This is a genomic window from Pedobacter sp. SL55 (genome assembly GCF_026625705.1).
GTDB lineage: Bacteria > Bacteroidota > Bacteroidia > Sphingobacteriales > Sphingobacteriaceae > Pedobacter.
This window is the reverse complement of the sequence record NZ_CP113059.1, coordinates 1289224-1309107: the sequence shown is the minus strand read 5'-3', so window position 1 is coordinate 1309107 and position 19884 is coordinate 1289224. Positions and strand designations below refer to the sequence as shown.

At 37.7% G+C, this 19884-nt stretch carries 17 protein-coding genes, 1 tRNA gene and 1 pseudogene; 9 read left to right on the top strand and 10 right to left on the bottom strand.

Going from position 1 to position 19884, the window contains the following annotated elements; genetic code table 11:
• The first annotated feature begins 112 nt into the window (after positions 1–112).
• Positions 113–1501 (top strand): Gfo/Idh/MocA family protein, encoded by a 1389-nt coding sequence (locus tag OVA16_RS05950; RefSeq protein ID WP_267764167.1) that lies wholly within the window; start codon positions 113–115, stop codon positions 1499–1501.
• A 269-nt stretch (positions 1502–1770) separates the two neighbouring features.
• Here OVA16_RS05950 and OVA16_RS05945 read toward each other — a convergent pair whose 3' ends face one another.
• Entirely contained in the window at positions 1771–2682 is a 912-nt protein-coding gene (locus OVA16_RS05945; RefSeq protein WP_267764166.1) for a hypothetical protein, read from the bottom strand.
• A gap of 148 nt (positions 2683–2830) precedes the next feature.
• Between OVA16_RS05945 and OVA16_RS05940 the strand changes: the two genes are divergently transcribed.
• On the top strand, positions 2831–4387 hold the full coding sequence (locus OVA16_RS05940; protein WP_267764165.1) for a glycoside hydrolase family 10 protein: 1557 nt from the start codon (positions 2831–2833) through the stop codon (positions 4385–4387).
• Positions 4388–4533: 146 nt separating this feature from the next.
• On the opposite strand, the gene OVA16_RS05935 is transcribed toward OVA16_RS05940, so the two are convergent.
• Both OVA16_RS05935 and OVA16_RS05930 read right to left on the bottom strand, forming a co-directional pair.
• Positions 4534–5061 carry a hypothetical protein gene (locus tag OVA16_RS05935; RefSeq protein ID WP_267764164.1) on the bottom strand — a complete coding sequence of 176 codons (528 nt, stop codon included), beginning with the start codon at positions 5059–5061 and terminating at the stop codon, positions 4534–4536.
• A 117-nt stretch (positions 5062–5178) separates the two neighbouring features.
• Positions 5179–5250: transfer RNA gene (locus OVA16_RS05930), tRNA-Arg, on the bottom strand.
• Positions 5251–5396: 146 nt separating this feature from the next.
• Between OVA16_RS05930 and OVA16_RS05925 the strand changes: the two genes are divergently transcribed.
• Positions 5397–5675, top strand: a complete 279-nt coding sequence (locus OVA16_RS05925) for a hypothetical protein (RefSeq protein WP_267764163.1) — start codon at positions 5397–5399, stop codon at positions 5673–5675.
• On the opposite strand, the gene OVA16_RS05920 is transcribed toward OVA16_RS05925, so the two are convergent.
• On the bottom strand, positions 5661–6950 hold the full coding sequence (locus OVA16_RS05920) for a mechanosensitive ion channel family protein (RefSeq protein WP_267764161.1): 1290 nt from the start codon (positions 6948–6950) through the stop codon (positions 5661–5663). The genes OVA16_RS05925 and OVA16_RS05920 overlap by 15 nt on opposite strands.
• A gap of 204 nt (positions 6951–7154) precedes the next feature.
• Here OVA16_RS05920 and OVA16_RS05915 point away from each other — a divergent pair, with 204 nt between their 5' ends.
• Positions 7155–7559, top strand: coding sequence for an endonuclease domain-containing protein (locus OVA16_RS05915; RefSeq protein WP_138728204.1), 405 nt, complete (start codon positions 7155–7157; stop codon positions 7557–7559).
• A 150-nt stretch (positions 7560–7709) separates the two neighbouring features.
• Here OVA16_RS05915 and metG read toward each other — a convergent pair whose 3' ends face one another.
• Positions 7710–9818 (bottom strand): methionine--tRNA ligase, encoded by a 2109-nt coding sequence (metG, locus tag OVA16_RS05910; protein WP_267764159.1) that lies wholly within the window; start codon positions 9816–9818, stop codon positions 7710–7712.
• Positions 9819–9861: 43 nt separating this feature from the next.
• Here metG and OVA16_RS20010 point away from each other — a divergent pair, with 43 nt between their 5' ends.
• The 5 genes from OVA16_RS20010 (at position 9862) to OVA16_RS05890 (ending at position 12000) form a co-directional block, all read left to right on the top strand.
• A complete protein-coding gene (locus OVA16_RS20010) occupies positions 9862–10293 on the top strand; it encodes an LD-carboxypeptidase (RefSeq protein ID WP_324288545.1) in 432 nt (143 codons plus the stop codon).
• A 92-nt stretch (positions 10294–10385) separates the two neighbouring features.
• A complete protein-coding gene (locus OVA16_RS20005; RefSeq protein ID WP_324288543.1) occupies positions 10386–10763 on the top strand; it encodes a hypothetical protein in 378 nt (125 codons plus the stop codon).
• Between the two features lie 62 nt (positions 10764–10825).
• Positions 10826–11116, top strand: coding sequence for a nucleotidyltransferase family protein (locus OVA16_RS05900; protein ID WP_267764157.1), 291 nt, complete (start codon positions 10826–10828; stop codon positions 11114–11116).
• Positions 11109–11459, top strand: coding sequence for a DUF86 domain-containing protein (locus tag OVA16_RS05895; protein ID WP_267764156.1), 351 nt, complete (start codon positions 11109–11111; stop codon positions 11457–11459). The genes OVA16_RS05900 and OVA16_RS05895 overlap by 8 nt, the downstream gene beginning before the upstream one ends.
• A 133-nt stretch (positions 11460–11592) precedes the next feature.
• Entirely contained in the window at positions 11593–12000 is a 408-nt protein-coding gene (locus OVA16_RS05890; RefSeq protein WP_267764155.1) for a DoxX family protein, read from the top strand.
• Positions 12001–12081: 81 nt separating this feature from the next.
• Here OVA16_RS05890 and OVA16_RS05885 read toward each other — a convergent pair whose 3' ends face one another.
• The 5 genes and pseudogenes from OVA16_RS05885 to OVA16_RS05865 form a co-directional block, all read right to left on the bottom strand.
• The gene (locus tag OVA16_RS05885) at positions 12082–12765 is read right to left on the bottom strand and encodes a hypothetical protein (protein ID WP_267764153.1); all 684 of its coding nucleotides are present in this window, start codon (positions 12763–12765) and stop codon (positions 12082–12084) included.
• Positions 12766–12955: 190 nt separating this feature from the next.
• Positions 12956–13510: a DUF4843 domain-containing protein gene (locus OVA16_RS05880; RefSeq protein ID WP_267764152.1), complete on the bottom strand. Its 555-nt coding sequence runs from the start codon at positions 13508–13510 to the stop codon at positions 12956–12958.
• A 12-nt stretch (positions 13511–13522) separates the two neighbouring features.
• Positions 13523–15013 carry a RagB/SusD family nutrient uptake outer membrane protein gene (locus OVA16_RS05875; protein WP_267764150.1) on the bottom strand — a complete coding sequence of 497 codons (1491 nt, stop codon included), beginning with the start codon at positions 15011–15013 and terminating at the stop codon, positions 13523–13525.
• Between the two features lie 10 nt (positions 15014–15023).
• Positions 15024–18053 (bottom strand): SusC/RagA family TonB-linked outer membrane protein, encoded by a 3030-nt coding sequence (locus OVA16_RS05870; protein WP_267764149.1) that lies wholly within the window; start codon positions 18051–18053, stop codon positions 15024–15026.
• 697 nt (positions 18054–18750) lie between these two features.
• Positions 18751–19651: pseudogene (locus OVA16_RS05865) on the bottom strand (IS1595 family transposase).
• Between the last annotated feature and the right edge of the window lie 233 nt (positions 19652–19884).

The window sequence follows — 19884 nt, the reverse complement described above, 5'->3', positions numbered from 1 at the left end:
AATTTGTTTTCTTTTTGTTAAAAATCGAAACAAAATAAAAGCAATTTAGAATAATTCAAAGCGAATTGAAACGTATATTTGGTTATATAAAGCAATCTATAACCAAAATATCATGAACCGTAGAAATTTACTCAAGACACTTTCTTTTGCAGCGGGCGCCTCGTTAATTAGCACAGAGGTGTTGGCTAAAGTTGGCGAACGTTCGTTTTTATACAACATTCCAGATAACCCAGCACATCAACCACTAGCTAAACCAGTAACCGCAATTACCATTGGCGCTGGCAATAGAGGCATGGTTTACGGAGGTTATGCCGCAAAATTTACTGATCAGATTAAAATTGTTGGCGTTGCCGAACCTATTGAATTTAGAAATGATAGGTATGCGAAAATCCACAATATCTCTAAAGAGAACAGATTTAATAGCTGGGAAGACGTTTTTAAACGCCCAAAGTTTGCCGATGCGGTAATTATTTCTACTCCCGATGCATTGCACTACGAGCCTTGTATGAAAGCGCTGGCCATGGGTTATGATATCCTTTTAGAAAAACCTATTGCGCCAACCGAAAAAGAATGTAGAGATATTTTAAACTTGGCCAAGAAAAACAATCGAATTGTGGCCGTTTGCCATGTGTTGCGTTATGCGCCATATTTTGTAAAAATGAAAGAATTAATTGCTAAAGGTGCCATTGGCGAAGTAATTAGTGTGCAACATTTTGAGCCGATAGAGCATACACACATGGCCCATTCTTATGTGAGGGGAAACTGGCACAATTCTAAAGCAACTACACCTATTATTCTGGCCAAATCTTGCCACGATTTGGATATCATCAAATGGGTAATTAACAAGCAAAGCCAAAAAATATCGGCCATGGGCGATTTGAAATGGTTTAAAGCTACCAATGCACCAGCGGGAAGCACGGCACGCTGTACCGATGGATGTAAAGTAGAGCGAGAATGCCCTTATTCGGCCATTAAAGAATATGTAGATTTGAATAAGCGTACTTCTGTTTTTGATGTTCCGGCAGGTACAAAAGACAAAAAAGCATTTATTGCCGAGAAATTAAAAACTACCAACTACGGCCGCTGTGTATACCGCATGGAAAACGACCAGCCAGATCATTATGTAACTAATATTCAGTTTGCAGATAGCGTAACGGCAAGTTTCTCTATGGAAGCATTTACTTCTTACCATGGCCGTAGAACCAGAGTTATGGGCTCGATGGGCGATTTAGTAGGCGATATGACCGAGTTGGTACACAATGATTTTAGAACCACAAAAGAAACCAAGTTTATACCTAAGGCAGAAGATGTAGAAGAATATAAAAACAGTGGTCACGGTGGTGGCGATTGGCTTTTGGTTCGAGATTTTGTGCAAGCTGTAGCACAGCAAAACCCCGCTTTGCTTACTTCTACCATTGATGATTCGATAGAAAGTCATTTAATGGGCTTTATGGCCGAAGAAAGCCGCAAGAAAAGTAAGGTAATGGATATTAAGATGTAGTGACCGAAGGCTGTATCAAAATAGGAAAAACATAATTTTAAAAGAATTAAACTTAGCTTATCGTCATTCCCGCGAAGGCGGGAATCGTAAAGCGGCTTAAATTAAAATAAATTTTGCTTTACCCTACCCAGTAGAGCTAGGCATGACAATTTTCAAAATATAATTTCGCTAGCAAATTCATATCCTCATTTTTGATAACAGCCTTGTGCCATAAAAAAAATCCAGCTAGGCAGCCTAACTGGATTTTTTTATATTGTAGCTTTTTAACGCTACCTAAGCGCTATTTCCGATTTCCCCATCAAGAATCCATCGGCATACAAGAAAATGCCGTAAGTACCTTTAATGAAAGTCCTAGGGTTAACCCAATCTATTTGATAAGACGTACCATCGTTATTGTAAGAAATCTCTATGGCTCTGCTGTATTGCATTTGCTGGCCGTCTGCTTCAAACATATTATTCTCATCTGCAATTAAATTTCCTGCCGGGTCAATTACCCTCAAAAAGATTTTGTGGTAAGTTTTTTCTGCTAAATCATTAGGTGCAATACTAAAGTTAACGGTAAATTTATTGGTAGCGCTAGCTTTAGTTACCAACGAAATTTTGCCATTATCTTTTACCCTAAATGCACTCACGCTAATATTTGCAGCTTTTAAAGATGAACCTACTTTTACCTTTCTGCTAAGCGCTCTATTCTCTTTAAGCAGATTTTCCTTTTGCGCATTGTAATCGTTAATATTTGTCTTTAGGCTGTCTCGTTCTGTTTTAAGCGACGAATTTTCCTGCTCTAAGATGGCAATTTGATTGTTGTAGCTTTTTACGAAATCTTTAAGCGTATTGATCTGTTTGTGGGCTTCATCTAGCTCTTGTTGGGTAAGTTCGCCTTTTTTGAGTGCTAGTTTAAGTTCTGCAATTTTTTCTCTTGCTAGTTTTTGTTCCTCAATTAGTCTATCATTTAAAGTAACATTTAGCAGATTAACCCTATCAAGTTCTACTTCTATTTTCTCTACTTCTAATTTTAAACGATCTTTTTCTGTGTTGATGGTAACAAATCTGCTGCTTTGCTGTTTGTCTTTGAAATATAGGTAACCATTGATGCCCAATAACGCTATAATCACAATAATAAGGAAATAGACTTTATTCCGATCTACCTTATTATCTATCGATTTTTCTTGTGTCTGCATTGTTTTTTTATGTTTCCAAAGTATTTTTAAGGCGTTAATCGGACTGCTAACTTAACAAAAAAACAAAAAAGTATAAAAATAATGTCACTTTTGTATGCTAAAGCTAAAAAGTAACGTTAACAAACTAGCTATTATCAAATCAATTAAGATGCCCTATTCCCAATTAAAGTACACCTTTTCTTTCGCTCTTTTGCTCAATGTATTTTTTGCTTCCAATTTAAACGCTCAACAGGAGGTAAAAATTGCGCCGAAGCGAGAGTTTCGTGGCGTTTGGGTGGCTAGCGTAACCAATATAGATTGGCCCTCTAGGCAGGGTTTAACTGCAGACCAGCAAAAGCAAGAGCTTATTGCTATTTTAGAGCAGCATAAAAAAACTGGGCTAAATGCAATTATCTTACAAATTAGGCCTACTGCCGATGCCCTTTATGCAAAATCTAGGGAACCTTGGAGCCACTGGTTAATGGGGAAGCAAGGTTTGGCTCCAGCAGCCGGCTATGATCCTTTAGCATTTGCCATTAGAGAATGCCACGAGCGGGGCATGGAGCTTCACGCTTGGTTTAACCCTTACAGAGCCACCATGTCTGCCAATGCGGTAACACACCCAGACCATATTACCAATAAAAGGCCAGAGTTGTTTTATCGCTACGGTGGCCAAATTCTTTTTGATCCGGGTATTCCCGAAAATAGAGCATACATTACCCAGGTTATACTTGATGTAGTAAAAGGTTACGATATAGATGGGGTACATTTTGATGATTACTTTTACCCCTACCGTATAGCGGGGCAAACCATTAAAGACAGTGCAACTTTTGAAAAATACGCCAATGGCTTTACCAAAATTGACGATTGGAGAAGAAACAACGTAGATTTATTAGTAAAGATGGTAAACGATAGCGTGCATCATTACAAAAAGCATGTGAAGTTTGGCATTAGCCCTTTCGGGATTTGGAGAAACTTTAGGGAAGATACCCTTGGCTCTAAAACCAATGGCCTATCTAACTACGGAGAGCTTTACGCCGATTCTAGAAAATGGGTTAAAGAAGGATGGGTAGATTACATCAATCCGCAAATTTATTTCTCTTTTTCTCGTGCTGCGGCGCCGTTTCAAGTGTTGTTAGATTGGTGGGATAAAAACACCTACGGCAGGCATTTATATATTGGACAGGCAGCCTATCTTATCCACAATGGTAAAACAAAACGAGAAGCCGCATGGGCAAAACCTAACGAAATTCCCAACCAAATTAGGGCCGTTAGAGCGAGTAACCGAGTGCAGGGAAGCATTTATTTTAGCTCTAAATCGCTATCAACGGTTGCCAAAGGTTTAACAGATTCATTAAGAAATGATTTCTACAAATATCCGGCACTACCTCCCCTAATGCCTTGGATAGATGACATAGCGCCAAATGAACCACAGAATTTAACGGCCGAAGCCACTGCAGACGGAGTGCAGCTAAAGTGGACAAAGCCGCTGAAAGCCAAAGATGGCGAAACGGTTTCGGGCTACGTGGTGTATAGGTTTGCTGAAGGCGAAAAGATTGATATACTGGATGCCAAAAATATAGTAAAGATTGTTTTTTTAGACTATCCTTTTTTCTTAGACACCAATGTTGAAAAAGGAAAACGCTACAGCTATCTCGTTACTGCTTTAGATAGAATTAAGAATGAAAGCGAGGCTAGCGGACCAATTGGCGTAGAGGCGAAGTAGATGAGCTTGTAAACCAAAAAGACTTACGAAGTTTAACTTTAGCTTATATTTTGATTAAAGTTAAGTTGCGGGCTACCGATAAATCGGTACAGGTTATCCCCATTTTGAAACTTCGTAAGTCTAGATAGATTAAATTTTGATTGTGTTTAATAGCTGTAGCTAACGCCCTTCTTAATAGACTGTACTTGCCCAAAACCTCCTCCAGTGGCACTTTTGCGATCAATATCTTTATCTGATGTCATTAAAACAAAAGGACATTTATTGGCGGCCGCTTCTTTTTTTAGCTTTTCTAACGATTTTCTATCGCTACCACCTGCCGTTCTGTAGTTAATAAAAGACGTTTTACCTTTAATCTCGGCTACTCTTTTTAATCCAGATACTTCTTCTAAGTTTTCAATAATAAATGCTTTTTCCCAGTCGGCCTCGCCATTTACTTCTACTTTAGGTGTAATTTCTTGTTCTCTACCGCTTTTACCATAGGTAATGTTGGCCACAGCAAATTTTCCAAAGGTTTGTTCTGCATCCTCACCGTCGTAAGTGTAAATAACCGTGTGCTCGGTAACTTTAATTACCTTTCCACTAATGGTTTTACCATTGTGTAATAAAATTTTGTCTGATTGCGCATTTACCACAAAAGGAATTGCCAATAAGATTGCAAGAATTAATTTCTTCATTTTGATTTCGTTTTAGATTTTGGAGCGAAAATATCGTATAACTTCTACTTTATCAAGCAATTGTTTGCAAAAAAACAAAAAAGCACCAACCATTTTACTGATTGATGCTTTAAAAAGTAGCCCAGAGCAGAATCGAACTGCTATCTAATGTTTAGGAAACATCTATTCTATCCGTTGAACTACCGGGCCAACTATGGGCGCAAATATATAAAATTATGTTGTTTCAAATAGCGTTTAATGTATATTCGATAATGAAACCATCATGATTTTTTAAACACACAGTAAGATGAATAAAATCTGATAGCTTCATTACCATTAAACACTTATATTCGGATATGAAAAAAGCTTTTGGCGTTCTCTTGATTTTATTGGCTGCATTTTTCAGTTTAATGTTGCTCGCATTATTTATCAATATACTATTTAATAGTGATACCAAAATTGCAGATGGCAATACAGCGCACCATATTGGTTACCGTATCGGAACATTTATAGGTTTTGGACTTTTTGTTACTATAAACTTTGCGCTTTATTTCATCGGTATCAAATTATTAAAAAACAAGAAAAAAGAGCTAAAGCCCATTCCTGATGAAGACTTCCCTTCACAGCTTAGATAAATTTAACATCTCTAACTGCTTCACATCTCCTGCTCCCTCTGCTTCGTAAATCTGCAAACCAAAGTAAGGTGCAGCCGCTATCAGATGGTCAAAAATATCGGCCATAATGTGTTCATACTCTGCCCAAACAATGGTATTGGCAAACACATAAATTTCAAGAGGCAAACCCTGTGCCGTAGGAGCCAACTGCCGCACCATAATATTCATTCGCTTATTGGTACCCGAATGGTTAGAAATGTAACTGTCTATGTATTTACGAAACAGGCCGGCATTGGTTAAGTTTCTACCGTTAATCAGCAAGCTTTTATCTGCATTTACACGGTTGTTATGTTTTTCAATATCCTTTTGCCTATGCTGGATATAAGAACTGATCACCTGTATTTTTTCAAATTCGGCCAATTCTGCCTCTTTTAAGAAACGGATACTCGACTGCTTGATATTGATGGCTCGTTTAATTCTTCGCCCACCAGACTGCCGCATGCCTCGCCAATTCTGAAAAGAATCAGAAATAAGCGCATAGGTAGGAATAGTGGTAATGGTTTTATCAAAATTTTGCACTTTTACTGTAGTGAGGTTAATCTCTAAAATATCTCCATCGGCACCGTATTTAGGCATGGTAATCCAATCGCCAATACGTACAATATCGTTGGTGGTAACCTGAATGCTAGCTACAAAACCCATAATGGTATCCTTAAACATTAGCAACAGCACAGCTGATATCGCCCCCATGGCGGTAAAAAAAGCTATCGGCGATTTGCCCGTGAGGTTAGAGAATAACACCACTGTACCGAATAAGTATAGTAAAATGCGAATTACCTGCAGGTAGCTATCAATTGGCTTGCCTTTAAAGCCAGGTTTTTCTTTGAGTAGGTCGGCACCTGCTTTAATCGCAGACATGATTACCCATACCACCACCATTACCAAATAGATATCGCAAAGCCCTAAAAGTAATTTGTTTAGCTGAGGATAATCATGAAAGGCGATTGGTATGGTAAGATAAAGCACCACCAACGGCGCAATGAGCGACACATAATGAGGCGCTTTGTGCACCAATAATGTCTCGAATATCTTGACATCCGTTTTTCGGATGGTTTGAATAAAAATTAACCTGAGTATGCGCCAAACCACGTAATAAACAATGTAGGTAGCGGTAACAGCCAATATTAATAAGAATAATGCATTAAATATTGCAGCGGCATTAGCCGATAAACCTAGACTTTTAAACAAATGTAAACTGGCACGGCTGAAATCTCGCAAGTAATTGTTTAACTCCATCGTGCCAATATAAGAGTTTTGAGGGGAAGTAGCGAACGTCTTTCCCAAATCCATTCATCGGGCGTCAGTTCTGCCCCAAAGGTTCGAAATAATATTGAAATGGTAGTAAGGTCTGCGACTATGCTAAATTCCCCTCTCTTAGAGGGGTGCCCAAAGGGCGGGGTGTTTCAAATATAAAATCATAACTTTAAGTAAAGCTGCTTTATGGACATCAGTATAAATGATTACCTTATCAAATCATCACCCAAACCAAATCTTCCCTATAATCCAAAATTAAAAGAGAGAGCAAAAGCCTTACGTTACGCAGAAAATCTCCCCGAAGTGTTATTTTGGATGCAGGTTAGTAAGAAACGTTTTCATGGCTTAGACTTCGATAGGCAACGTATAATAGGAAATTATATCGTTGATTTCTATGTCAAACAGTTGGGCTTAGTTATTGAAATAGATGGAAAAAGTCATGACTTTAGTGGTAGCTATGATGAACAGCGAGAAAAATACCTTACTTCTCTAGGACTAAAAGTTTATCGCATTACTGTCAATGATATATTAAAGCGTATGGTTTTTGTATTGACTGGACTCGAAAATTACATTGTTCAAAATTATAAATGAATGTTTTACTCTGGATATAATTTTCTGAAGTACGTAGGCTTGATATAAACACCCGCCCTTCGGGCACCCCTCTAAAAAGAGGGGAATTATTAACAAAACAGCCCGTTGCAATTAACAACGGGCTGTTTTGTTATATCATAATTAGTTAACTTACCTCACTACCCCACCATTAGTACTAGCCTGCGTTGGACTAACAAAGCTCAATTTCCCTTGCGCATCTTCGGCCATTAAAATCATGCCTTGCGAAACAATACCTTTGATTTCTCTTGGAGCCAAGTTAGCCAACAAACTTACCTGCTGACCAATAATTTCTTCTGGTTTGTAATACTCGGCAATACCCGAAACAACTATACGCTGATCTAAACCTGTATCTAAAGTGAGCTTTAGCAGTTTTTTAGTTTTTTCTACTTTTTCGGCGGCCACAATGGTAGCTACTCGGATATCCATAGCACCAAATTGCTCGAAAGTTACGTTCTCTTTAGCTGGCACAACGGTAGCATTTGCTGCTTCGTTTTGTGCTTTGCTATTGTTCAGCTTGTCAATTTGCGCCTGCACTTCTGCATCTTCAATTTTGCTGAACAACAAAATTGGTTCATTAATCTGATGACCGCGTTTCAACAAACTTACCGAACCGGCTTCTTCCCAAGCATGACCTCCATAGTTCAACATCTTCTGCAATTTATCGGCAGTAAATGGCAAAAACGGCTCAATCAAAATCTCCAAATTAGCAGCAATTTGCAAAGCTATATTCAAGATAGTTCTTACTCTATCTTCATCCGTTTTAATCAATTTCCAAGGCTCGGTATCTGCCAAGTATTTGTTACCCAATCTAGCTACGTTCATCACCTCTGTTAAAGCCTCCCTAAAGCGATAGTTTTCAATAGAAGCACTGATCTTAGCTGGATATGCTTTCAGTTCTTCAATTACCGCATTATCGATATCGGTTAGCTCCATGCAAGTTGGCACTTTACCATCGAAATATTTGTGGGTAAGTACGGTTACACGGTTCACGAAATTGCCGAAAATTGCCACCAACTCATTGTTATTTCTTGCCTGAAAATCTTTCCAAGTAAAATCGTTGTCCTTAGTTTCTGGAGCGGTAGCCGTTAACACGTAACGCAAAATATCTTGTTTCTCTGGGAACTCTACCAAATATTCGTTTAACCAAACTGCCCAGTTTTTAGAGGTCGATATTTTTTGACCTTCTAAGTTTAGGAATTCGTTAGCAGGCACATTATCCGCCAGCGTAAACTCGCCATGCGCCATTAACATGGCAGGGAAAATGATACAATGGAAAACAATGTTATCCTTACCGATGAAGTGCACTAATTTGGCATCTTCACTTTTCCAATACTCCTCGTATTCAAATTTGCTTACACTTTTTTGGTCGATGTAATATTCCTCGGCCTTAGGATTCCAAACATCCAGTTTAGCATAATTAGCCAATTCCTTAGTAGCAGAAATGTAGCCGATTGGCGCATCGAACCACACGTACAATACTTTGCCATCCGCACCTTTTACGGGCACTTTTACCCCCCAGTCCAAATCTCTAGTCATCGCCCTTGGCTGTAAACCCGCGTTTAACCAACTTTGGCACTGTCCGTACACATTTGGTCGCCATTCTTTATGGCTTTCGATGTAAGTTCTTAATTTATCTTCGTACTTATCCAACGGTAAAAACCAGTTCTTGGTTTCACGCATCACTGGTGGCTCTCCAGACAAAGTCGATTTTGGATTGATTAAATCCGTGGCGTTTAAGGTACTGCCACAGCTTTCGCATTGGTCGCCATAAGCATTTTCGTTGCCACACTTAGGGCAAGTACCGGTAATGTAACGATCTGCTAAGAAAGATTGCGCTTTCTCGTCGTAATATTGTTCGGTAACTTCTTCCGTAAAAACGCCATCCTCATATAGCTTCTCAAAAAAATCTGATGCTGTTTGGTGGTGTGTTAACGACGAAGTACGGTGGTAGATATCAAAAGAAATCCCGAACTCTTTAAAAGAATCGCCAATGATTTTATGGTATTTATCTACCACTTCCTGTGGAGTAATGCCTTCTCTTTTCGCTTTAAGCGTGATAGGCACCCCGTTTTCATCAGAACCGCAAATGAATTTTACGTCTCTTTTGTTAGAGCGGAGGTAACGCACATAAATATCGGCAGGTAAATAAACGCCCGCTAAATGACCAATATGCACCGGACCATTGGTGTAAGGCAAAGCTGCCGTTACGGTATATCTTTTAAATTTACTGTTATCCAAAACTATTTATTTATTTATCTTGGCAAAGATATTGTTTTTAAAGATGATTAAACAGCCACCATACCTAAAAAAGGGCGATAAGATTGCAATTGTATGTCCAGCCAAGAAATTGCCTAAACCTATTGATGTAGGAATTGAGATTTTACAAAGCTGGGGATTGGAAGTAATTTTAGGAGACACCGTTACCGCAGAGCACCATCAATTTTCTGGTACAGATGAGCTCAGAGCCAAAGATATCCAGCAGTTTTTAGACGATCCATCAATTAAGGCAATCATTGCTGGCCGTGGTGGTTACGGTACGATCCGCATTATCGATGAGTTAGATTTTACTGCATTTAACGAAAACCCCAAATGGTTAGTGGGCTTTAGCGATATCACGATTTTGCTTTCTCACGTTTTTGCGGCATTAAATACACAAAGCATCCACGGACAAATGCCATACACCTTCGAAGAAAGCTTACTCCCGATGCTTTAGAAAGCCTCAGAAAAGCTTTATTTGGAGAGAACGACACTTATACCTACACAAGCGAAATTGAATGCAGAGATGGAAACGCAGAAGGGATTTTAGTGGGTGGCAATTTAACCTTGCTCTTAGCTGTAGAAGGCTCGGTTTCTGAAATGAATTTTGAGGATAAGGTTTTATTTATTGAGGATGTTGGCGAACACGAATATGCTGTAGATAGAATGATACGAACCTTAAAGCGCAAAGGCAAATTAGCGAAGTTGAAAGGTTTGGTAGTTGGCGCTTTCAACGAAGTTGGCGAAGAAAGTATTTACTTTGGCCAAACACCTGAAGAAGTAATTTGGGAGCAGGTTAAAGATTACAGTTATCCGGTTTGCTTCGGTTTCCCCTCGGGCCACATCGCCGATAATAGAGCAATGGTTTTGGGCAAAACTGTATCTTTGAACATTGCAAATAATAACGTTGAACTAAATTATTTGTAATTTTATAACTTTACGCATCCAGCATAAAATCTGTCCATCATAAAAACCAGTATTTTGAAATTATGAAGACACTGCAAGAGATAAAAGATATTTTAAACCAGCATAGGAAAAATCTATTTAGCGAATACCCACTAAAGTCGATAGCTATTTTTGGTTCATATTCTCGTGCTGAGCAAAACCAAAGCAGCGATTTAGATATTCTCGTCGAATTTTCAGACCCTATTGGTATAAGATTCATCGATCTAGCCGACGATTTAGAGGCGCTTATTGGAATGAAGGTTGACATAGTCTCAAAGAAAGGCGTTAAGGCAAAATATTTAGAATCAATTGTTAAAGATTTAATATATGTCTAAGAGAGATACGCTGCTTTTATTGGAAGATATGCTGCAATATGCTCAGAAAATAAAACTATACACTAAAGGATTTGATTACGATTCGTTCTTAGCAGATAACAAAACTGTTGATGCGGTAGTGAGGAACTTTGAGATTATCGGCGAGGCTGCAAACCGGATAGATGAAGATTTTAGAAATAATAATCCAGAAATTGAATGGAAGAGGATAAGAGGCTTTCGCAATCGAATTGTTCATGATTATTTTGGGATTGATTATGCAATTGTCTGGAATATCATAGAATCCTACATCAATGAACTCATAGACTGGCTTGAAAATCTAATCGATGATAACCAAGCCAAATAATCTGATAACTTTAACACACCTATTTAATAAATAATGGCAAGAGTTTCATTCCGCAAAAAACTCGAATAAATTGATTTATTTTTATACGTTACTTAAAACTGTAATAGACACATAAAACATCTAGCATACAACTATGGCAATCTTCGACACACTAGGCAAATATCGTAATACTGGTTTATTAATTTTAAGAGTTGGTTTAGGCGCCATGATGATGGTGCACGGACTTCCCAAAATTATGGGTGGGCCCGATATGTGGACTGGCCTTGGCGGCAGCATGAAAGTGATCGGCATCAGCTTTTTGCCTACTTTTTGGGGCTTAATGGCAGCGCTAGCCGAAGGTATGGGAGGTTTTCTACTTTTGTTGGGCTTGTTCTTCCGCCCGGTAAACATGCTGTTAGCATTTACCATGCTGATAGCAGCTTTAGTTCACCTTGGCAAAGGCGAAGGCATTATGGGCGCTTCTCATGCCATTGAGGTTGGCATCGTATTTTTTAGTTTGATATTTATTGGGCCGGGGAAGTATAGTGTGGATGGGAAGTAAGCGTGTAAAACGTTAAAGCATTGATACAATCATTAGCCCCAAAACTTTATAATATACTTGTATTTTTAATGTAAGCAGTTGTTACTTCGTGTTTAAAATAGCAATTAATTTTATAAAAGATTTCTCTAAATCAGAAGGATCTAAGTTTTGAGTATTAATATATTCCTTGTAACTAGGCAGAACGGATATAATTGACTTTCTATTCAATTTAACCTCTTTTTGCTTACCCTCTACAAGTAAAAAATAGCTTACATTTTCGGCAATTATTGTTTCGACAACAGACGAATTATAATCTTTACGATCGACAATTTTCTTTCTAGTCTTCTTCAGTAATTGTATTTTGCCATCTTCTAACAACTCAAAATATCCATCCTTTTCATTTTCCTTTAACAAAAATGTTCGTTTCCTTTCTGGAGCGAATAAGACAAAAGCTACTGCTTTAGGAAAGAATTCGAATACTTTATTATCCTGCTGAAATAACAATTTGTTCTCTACGGCATCATATTTTACAGCTTTTGACTTTACCAAACTACCATTGGCCAGTCTTACTTCTCCATTAAGCCACTGATCAACTAAATAAGGAGAGCCCGTAACGTTCTCGTATTTCAAATCAGTTAAAGGTTTACCTGTAACAGGATCAAGAACAATTTGATTTTGTGCATTAGTATTTACATGAGTTAATACCTGAATACATACAAGTAACGTAAAGAAATAGTGTGATTTAATCATAAATTTTTCAAAAAATATTTGCCCCTCTATTCCCACTCGCTTGTAAACCAAATTAGAGGTTTTAAAAACAGGTGAATTTAACTAATGAATGTAACTCATTTCATTTAAGCTAATGCGCTTTAAAAGATCCAAAGTTTACAGACAAAGTTAAATTTCGGATTTAAAATTAAAAAACGGAAGGTTTTTACGCTTCCGTTTTTTAATGTAAGAACTATAATTGTTTGATTTAGTTTTGAGCTATAGATAAACCAATGGTCTTGAAATTTTCGCTTACTTTAACTGCTTCAGTTTCTTGCAGCTCCAAAATCAAGATAACGGGAGTTGCGGACGCAACTCCTGGATTTAAAATTTGAACAGAAACTTCGCCAAAAGAAGAGTTAGCTGGAATTGTAACTGAAGTTCCAGTGGTATAATGTACATTAGCAACCGCGGTAGTTCCTGATGCCACCACTCTGTAGTTAAGCGTTATAGGCTCGTTTCTTTGAGGACCTACTAAATTTACCCTAAAATTTACCGTGCCAGATGATCTTGTTAACAATGGGTCTGCAGGAGCCGCCGGGCTCAGGGTTGTTGCAGCTACTGCTGCAGTTCTAGTTGCCCTGCCATAACCTGGAACCCTAGTCAATAATGGATAAACCTGACCAGAAGCTTTAGCGTTGTAAGTCGCAGCATCAAATTCTATAACAGTATTTTCAAAAGTGATAAGTTCATTTTTAATGCATGAACTCAACAACAACACCGTTAAGCCCAAAAATATGGTGCATAATTTTATATTCTTCATTTTCATAATATTTTAATAGCCAAGATTCTGTTTAAGATTTGTATTACCATCAATATCAGACTGCGGAATACCTGGTAGAATTACGTTATCGGTAAAACTAACTGTAGTAGAGGTAACAGGTTTAAAAATATCTAACCCCAATCTTTTTAAATCGAAAAATCTCAATCCTTCGAAAGCAAACTCTAACCTTCTTTGCAATAATACTTCTGTAATTGTTGCGGGTTGCAGTAAAGCGGCTGACGCACTTAGACCTCTATTGGTTCTTATAGTATTGATATCTGCTAGAGCCGCTGGTAAGTTTGGCGTTGGTAAAGAAGCGTAAGCTTCAGCTCTATTTAAGTACATCTCTGCAACCCTAATTACAGGAACATTGTCTAAGTTTGGAAATCCATTTTTTCCAATAAATTTAGTGCACTCAATAAATGGACTTCCTCTAAACGTATTACCCAATTCAAACAATTGATTTCTTACATCACTAGATCGAGCAGTAATAGCAGCAGAAGACGTTCCGTTACCTGTATTTGTAATACCCAAAGCGGTTAATAAGGTTGACGTTGGCACTAAATCTCCAAAACCGCCTTGTCTGCTTCTATCTCCTCTAGCTACCAATGTGGTAAAGGCCGTTTGTAGCGATTCGTTTACACCGATATTTTCGTTGTTAGCAGCAAATGCTACTTCAAATAAAGATTCTGGATGTATAACACTTGACCAACCTGCAACATAAGTACCGGTAGTTGATAGCCTTGTACCCCGTGTCAAGATTACTTCTGAGGACATATCAATACACTTTTGATAATCTTTAATATACAATGCTACCCTAGAATAAACAGCTCTAGCCGCCTCTTTTGTGGCTCTATTAGGATTATTTGCCAACACAGGCAAATCTACGATTGCATCATCTAAATCTTTATAAATCTGTGCATAAACAGCAGTTTGGCTGTCTCTAGCTGGCTTAGAAGCTAATGCTTCATCTCCAGTTTTAATTGGGGTTAACAAGATTGGAACTCCACCAAAGTCCTTGCTAGCAACGGTAGCGCCAGGTATGTAGGCATAGGCTTTTACCAATTCGAAATGATAGAAAGCCCTTAAAAATTTAAGCTCGGCAATCCATCCTTTTTTTGTTTCTTCAGTTACTCCGCTACCGTTAAAAAGAGGAATTGCCTCTAATATCGTATTTACTCTATTTATAGCGTTGTAGCAGGTAGCCCAGTGCGAATAATGACTGCCTAGTTGATTACGTGCTTCATTTACTAGCCTACCTGATTTGTTGGTCGACCGTCCATTATCTGACAAAGCGTCCCCTAACGTGATCATCCTATTACCATATAAATTTGTCGATTTTAATGGTACATAAGCGCCAGTTATAGCAGAACGAATATTGTCTACAGAATTTAGTGCTGTAGAAGAATCTATTGATTGTCGCGGATCGAAATCCAAAGTATCTTTACAAGATGCAATGAATACGGCAACACATATTGCCGATATTTTTATTAATTTTTTCATTTTTGATTAATTAAAAACCTGCTATTAAACCAAAGGTTAAATTTTTACTCTGTGGAATTATTCCAGTCGAAGTACCAAAATACTCTGGATCATAACCAGGATAATCATCATAAGTAAACAAGTTTTGACCTTGAGCATAAATTCTGAACGAATCTATTTTCAACTTACTGAGAATGTTTTTAGGTACGGTGTATCCCAATTGAATATTTTTCACACGAATCATATCCGTTTTATAGTAAAATCTTGTAGAAGTAGTAGTGTGAGATGCTCCCTGAGATTCTGCACCACCATTGATTGGACGAGGCACATCTGTAATTTGGCCAGGAGTTGTCCATCTTCTATCAAACAAGTTTTTATCAGTATTGTGGTTAGCTGTACCCATTCTGTAATAGAACTGTAGCTGCCCATCTAGTTGTGTTCTACCATACTGATATTGTAATAGGAAAGAAAAATCAAACCCTTTATATCTGAATTCGTTTGTTAACCCACCAGTTAAATTTGGAACAGTATTACCTATCAATCTTCTATCAGCTGCTGTTGGATTGTAAGTGATATTATCGTTGATATCATACCACATTGGTCTACCTGTTGCGGGATTCACGCCAGCATATTTTTGCGACCATACATCACCACGTTGTGCGCCAACTCTAATTGCAATATCACTTGGTAAAACTTGAAGACCGTCATACAATTTTTTAATCTCACTTTTAAAGTACGAGAAATTGAAATTGGTAGTCCACGTAAAATCATCTTTTGTTCTGATATTAACAGTATTTATCTCCGCTTCAAAGCCATTAATTTGTATAGATCCAGCGTTTTTTGTAATTGAAGAAAATCCAGTTGTGTTTAATAGCGGTTGGCTCAACAGTAAATCAGTGCTTAACAACCTGTAAACACCAATACTACCGCCAATTCTCTTTTTAAACATTGAAAAATCAACTCCTAAATCAATTGTAGATTTCTTTTCCCATCTCAAATCAATGTTTGATAATGCTGTTGGAGTGATAGCAGGGGCTCCACCATATACACCACCACCGCCATATAGGCCTCTTGAAGAAAAGTTACCAATATCGTCGTTACCAACTACTCCGTAACTTGCTCTTAACCTTAATTCGTTTAACCAACTAGTATTTTTCAAAAACTCCTCTTGTGCCATATCCCATGATCCAGACACGCCACCAAAAAAGCCATACTGATTATTTTCGCCGAATTTGGAAGAACCATCGTATCTTAAATTAGCTGATAAACTATATTTTCTTTTGTAATCATATCTTAAAGCCGAAAATAAACCAGCCCTTCTAAAGCCAGTAAAAAACCCACCAACAGAAACTGGGTTTGCTGCAGAGTTTAAATTTCTAAATTCTGGCGAAGGATAACCGTCAGCTTGAGCACTAAACCCTTCGTTAACATCCGATCTGAATTCGGCTCCTACAAAACCGCTCAAACTGTGATCGCCCAAGTTTGGAATAACAAAACTTAAAGTTTGATTGGTTAAAAAATTGACTCTGTCTTCGAAAGCATTGTAACCTAAACCTTGTCTATTATAGGCGTCATTTGTTCTCGGATCACGGTATTGATAATCTTTAACAGCCCTATAATCTAGAGAATAGAAGGATTTAAACGAGATATTTTTCCCAAATTTATAAATCGCTGCGATTGAACCAACCACTTGATTAGTAGTAGTTTGTGCAGAATTAAAATCATTTATAGCTACAATATTTTGATTTAAATTACCGGCGAATATTTGACCAGATCCTGGCAAACCGAAATAAGTCCCATCGGCATTATATACAGGGTTAATTGGTAGCACTTGACTTGCCGAATATGCCGGATTACCAAATGAAGAACCATCTGTAGCGAATGGAGCTTGTTGAGAAAAAGAACTTAAATTTATACGTGCATCGAAAGTTAACTTATCTGAAGCCTTGTGCTCAAGATTCGTTCTCAACACCCCCCTTTTAAAATCTACTTTGCTTATAAAGGTATTAGATTTATTATATGAACTAGACATATAAAACTTAGTTTTCTCATTACCACCACTGGCTGATAGTTCATAATTTTGGACTATACCAGTTCGAGAAGCTTCCCTTTGCCAGTCTGTAGAAGGCAGGTTTGCAATTTCCTGATCAGTTAAAGCAGTATTTAAACTTACCCCTCCTAAAACACTGTTTCTAACCGCAGCGTCCGAAAGGGTGGAGTTACCATTTCTTACAGCCTCTGTTCTAAGTTGTAAAAATTCTTGAGAGTTGGTTACGTCAAAGAACTTAATAGCATTAACAACTCCAGAGTACACATTGGCCGTAAACTTTGTTTTGCCGGCAGCGCCTCTTTTAGTGGTAACCAATACAACTCCATTTGCCGCTTGAGCCCCATAAATTGATGCTGTTGCCGCATCTCTTAAAACTTCAATAGACTCAATATCATTGGTATTTATACCTGCTAACGGATTAGCTTGAGTTATTGATGTACTCGACTCCATGTTCATTTGTACACCATCAATAATGTATAGCGGCTGCGTACCAGCGGTGAACGACGCAACACCCCTAATTTGCACATTAATGGCTCCGCCAGGTATACCATTGTTACTTTGCACAACTACGCCTGGTGTTCGTCCTTGCAATGCTTGGTCTAACGATTTGATAGCCTGATTTTCAAATTGACTTCCCGAAACCTTAGAAACAGCTCCGCCGAGCGCACGTTTGGCTAGGGTTCCGTAGCCAGACACAACAATTTCTGACAACTGCTGTTGATCAGCTTCCATGGCAATGTCAAAATTACTACCACTAATTGCGATAGTTTTAGATAAAAACCCCAGAGATGAAAACTCTAGATTTGTAGCACTTACAGGAACCGTTAAGGTAAACTTTCCATTTGAAGCAGTTGATGTACCAACGTTTGTGCCTTTCACTTTCACACTCACTCCTGGTAACGGCAGTCCGTCATCTTTAGACGTAACTGTACCAGTAATTGTTCTATTTTGCGCCATAGCATTACTAGCCACGAATAGCAAAATGAACAAACTTTGTAGAAGTTTTTTCATAAATTAAAAAAATTTGGGTTAGTTAATAAATAGTTTATTTGGTAAATATATGCACATTTTGTCTGCAACAAAATTTTTACTTAACATTTTTTTTTGAAAAAAATCAATGTAATTACTTTATCGTAGCAAGATAATTCAGCAAATCTTAGCGGTTGTAAAAACTCTTAAAGTAAAATCAGATTTTAAGATTAAAACCTAAATATTTATTGCGCTTCATTTGTTATCATAATGCAGCAATGAAAGATTAAAAATAAAGTACTAAAAAACACTCTTTAATTTATTGCTTAAAATATATTATAAAGTTAAAATAAGCCAGCCTGAAATAGATCGGTTTCATTTCGTCCTATATTTCAATCTTAATATAAGAGCTTTGTAAACTGAAGAATTGTGCCTTGTACCAAGAATGGCTAGTGGACTACAAAAACATACTTGATTTCTAAAATGTGCACTGGTAAGAAGATACTGAAAGAAATTAGCATTTAATTTCTATACCTTTTGGAACTTATTGCATTTGCTAAATTTAAGATGCTGCATTCATTATTCTTTGAATAAATTAATGCTTTTTTAGACCTTATTTCAAGGCACATCTTGGCAAAGGCGAGGAAAGTATGATCCGCTTCAAATGTTATTGAGGCTGACACTGTTTTTCTCGTTTGGATTTTTTAAATCTAGTAAAATATAAACCGAATATCCATAATTACTCATATCCTGTTATATTAGCGATAACGAGCCTATCAAACAGTTTATCTTCAAAATATCTTCTGTTGAGTTTATATACAAACTCGTTTACGTAAAGCTGCAGGTATTTTCTTTTAATCTTGTGGTAGTTTCCCAGTAAATTTCTCTTGGCGTTGCTGATAGTAATATGCACACACTTTAAGGTCTCTTTGGTGGTTTGCTTGTCAGACTTTTCGGTAATATGTAGTTCTACAAAATCAGCAATATCGACGTAGGAAGTGCGCTCGTCTGTAAAGACAATGCTTTGTTCGTCTATTGATTTCTGGATAGTTTCATTGATCTCTTCCTTGGTGTGGGTATTGGGCACCTTTGCCTTGAAATACCTGCAGTGTGACGGCCTCTTTCCAGTCCCAACATCCTCCAGAACAGTAGATTCTGACATGATGGCCACATTTTGTTTGCCTACCGCTCCGCGTCCCCTAATGCCCTTTTCCCGCTCGATCTATGATGACTGGACGGTAAAGTATCCTTCATCAAACTCAACCATGCCCTCTAAAGTATAGCGCTCGTCCCTATTGCCCATTGCCTTTCTGAGCTTGTCGACCTCGCCCAAACCGGTTCATAGCGTTTAAGCCCCAGCTGTTTCTGTATCTTTTTGGCCGAAAATCCTTTCTTGGTGGCACTCAATAAAAACATCGTTTTATACCAGATCATAAAGGATAAATTGGAATTTTGCATGATGGTGCCGCTGCGCAAAGATGTTCTATGTCTAAATTTTTACACTCATAACTCCAGATGCTTTTATGCCAATAATGTGATGTTGAACCGCATTTGCAAACAACACCAACTTTATCTCGTTGTTCCTTAAAATGAGTGCGACAAGATTGTTCACTATCAAAATGAGCCGTAAAACTGAATATTTGATCAGCATATAAGTTGTATTTAACATCCAAAGTATGTTTTGATCCTTCCTGAAGCAAAACAACAGCCTTTTGCCAATCGGTATTAAATAAATCAGTTCCTATGACATCTACAGACCTCAACTCTTCAGCTGGACTTGAGAAAACAAATAATATCACTACTGAAATAAAATACTTTTTCATTAAAAAAGGTCAGATTTAATATCCCGCCTTCTTTAATGAATTAATGGTTA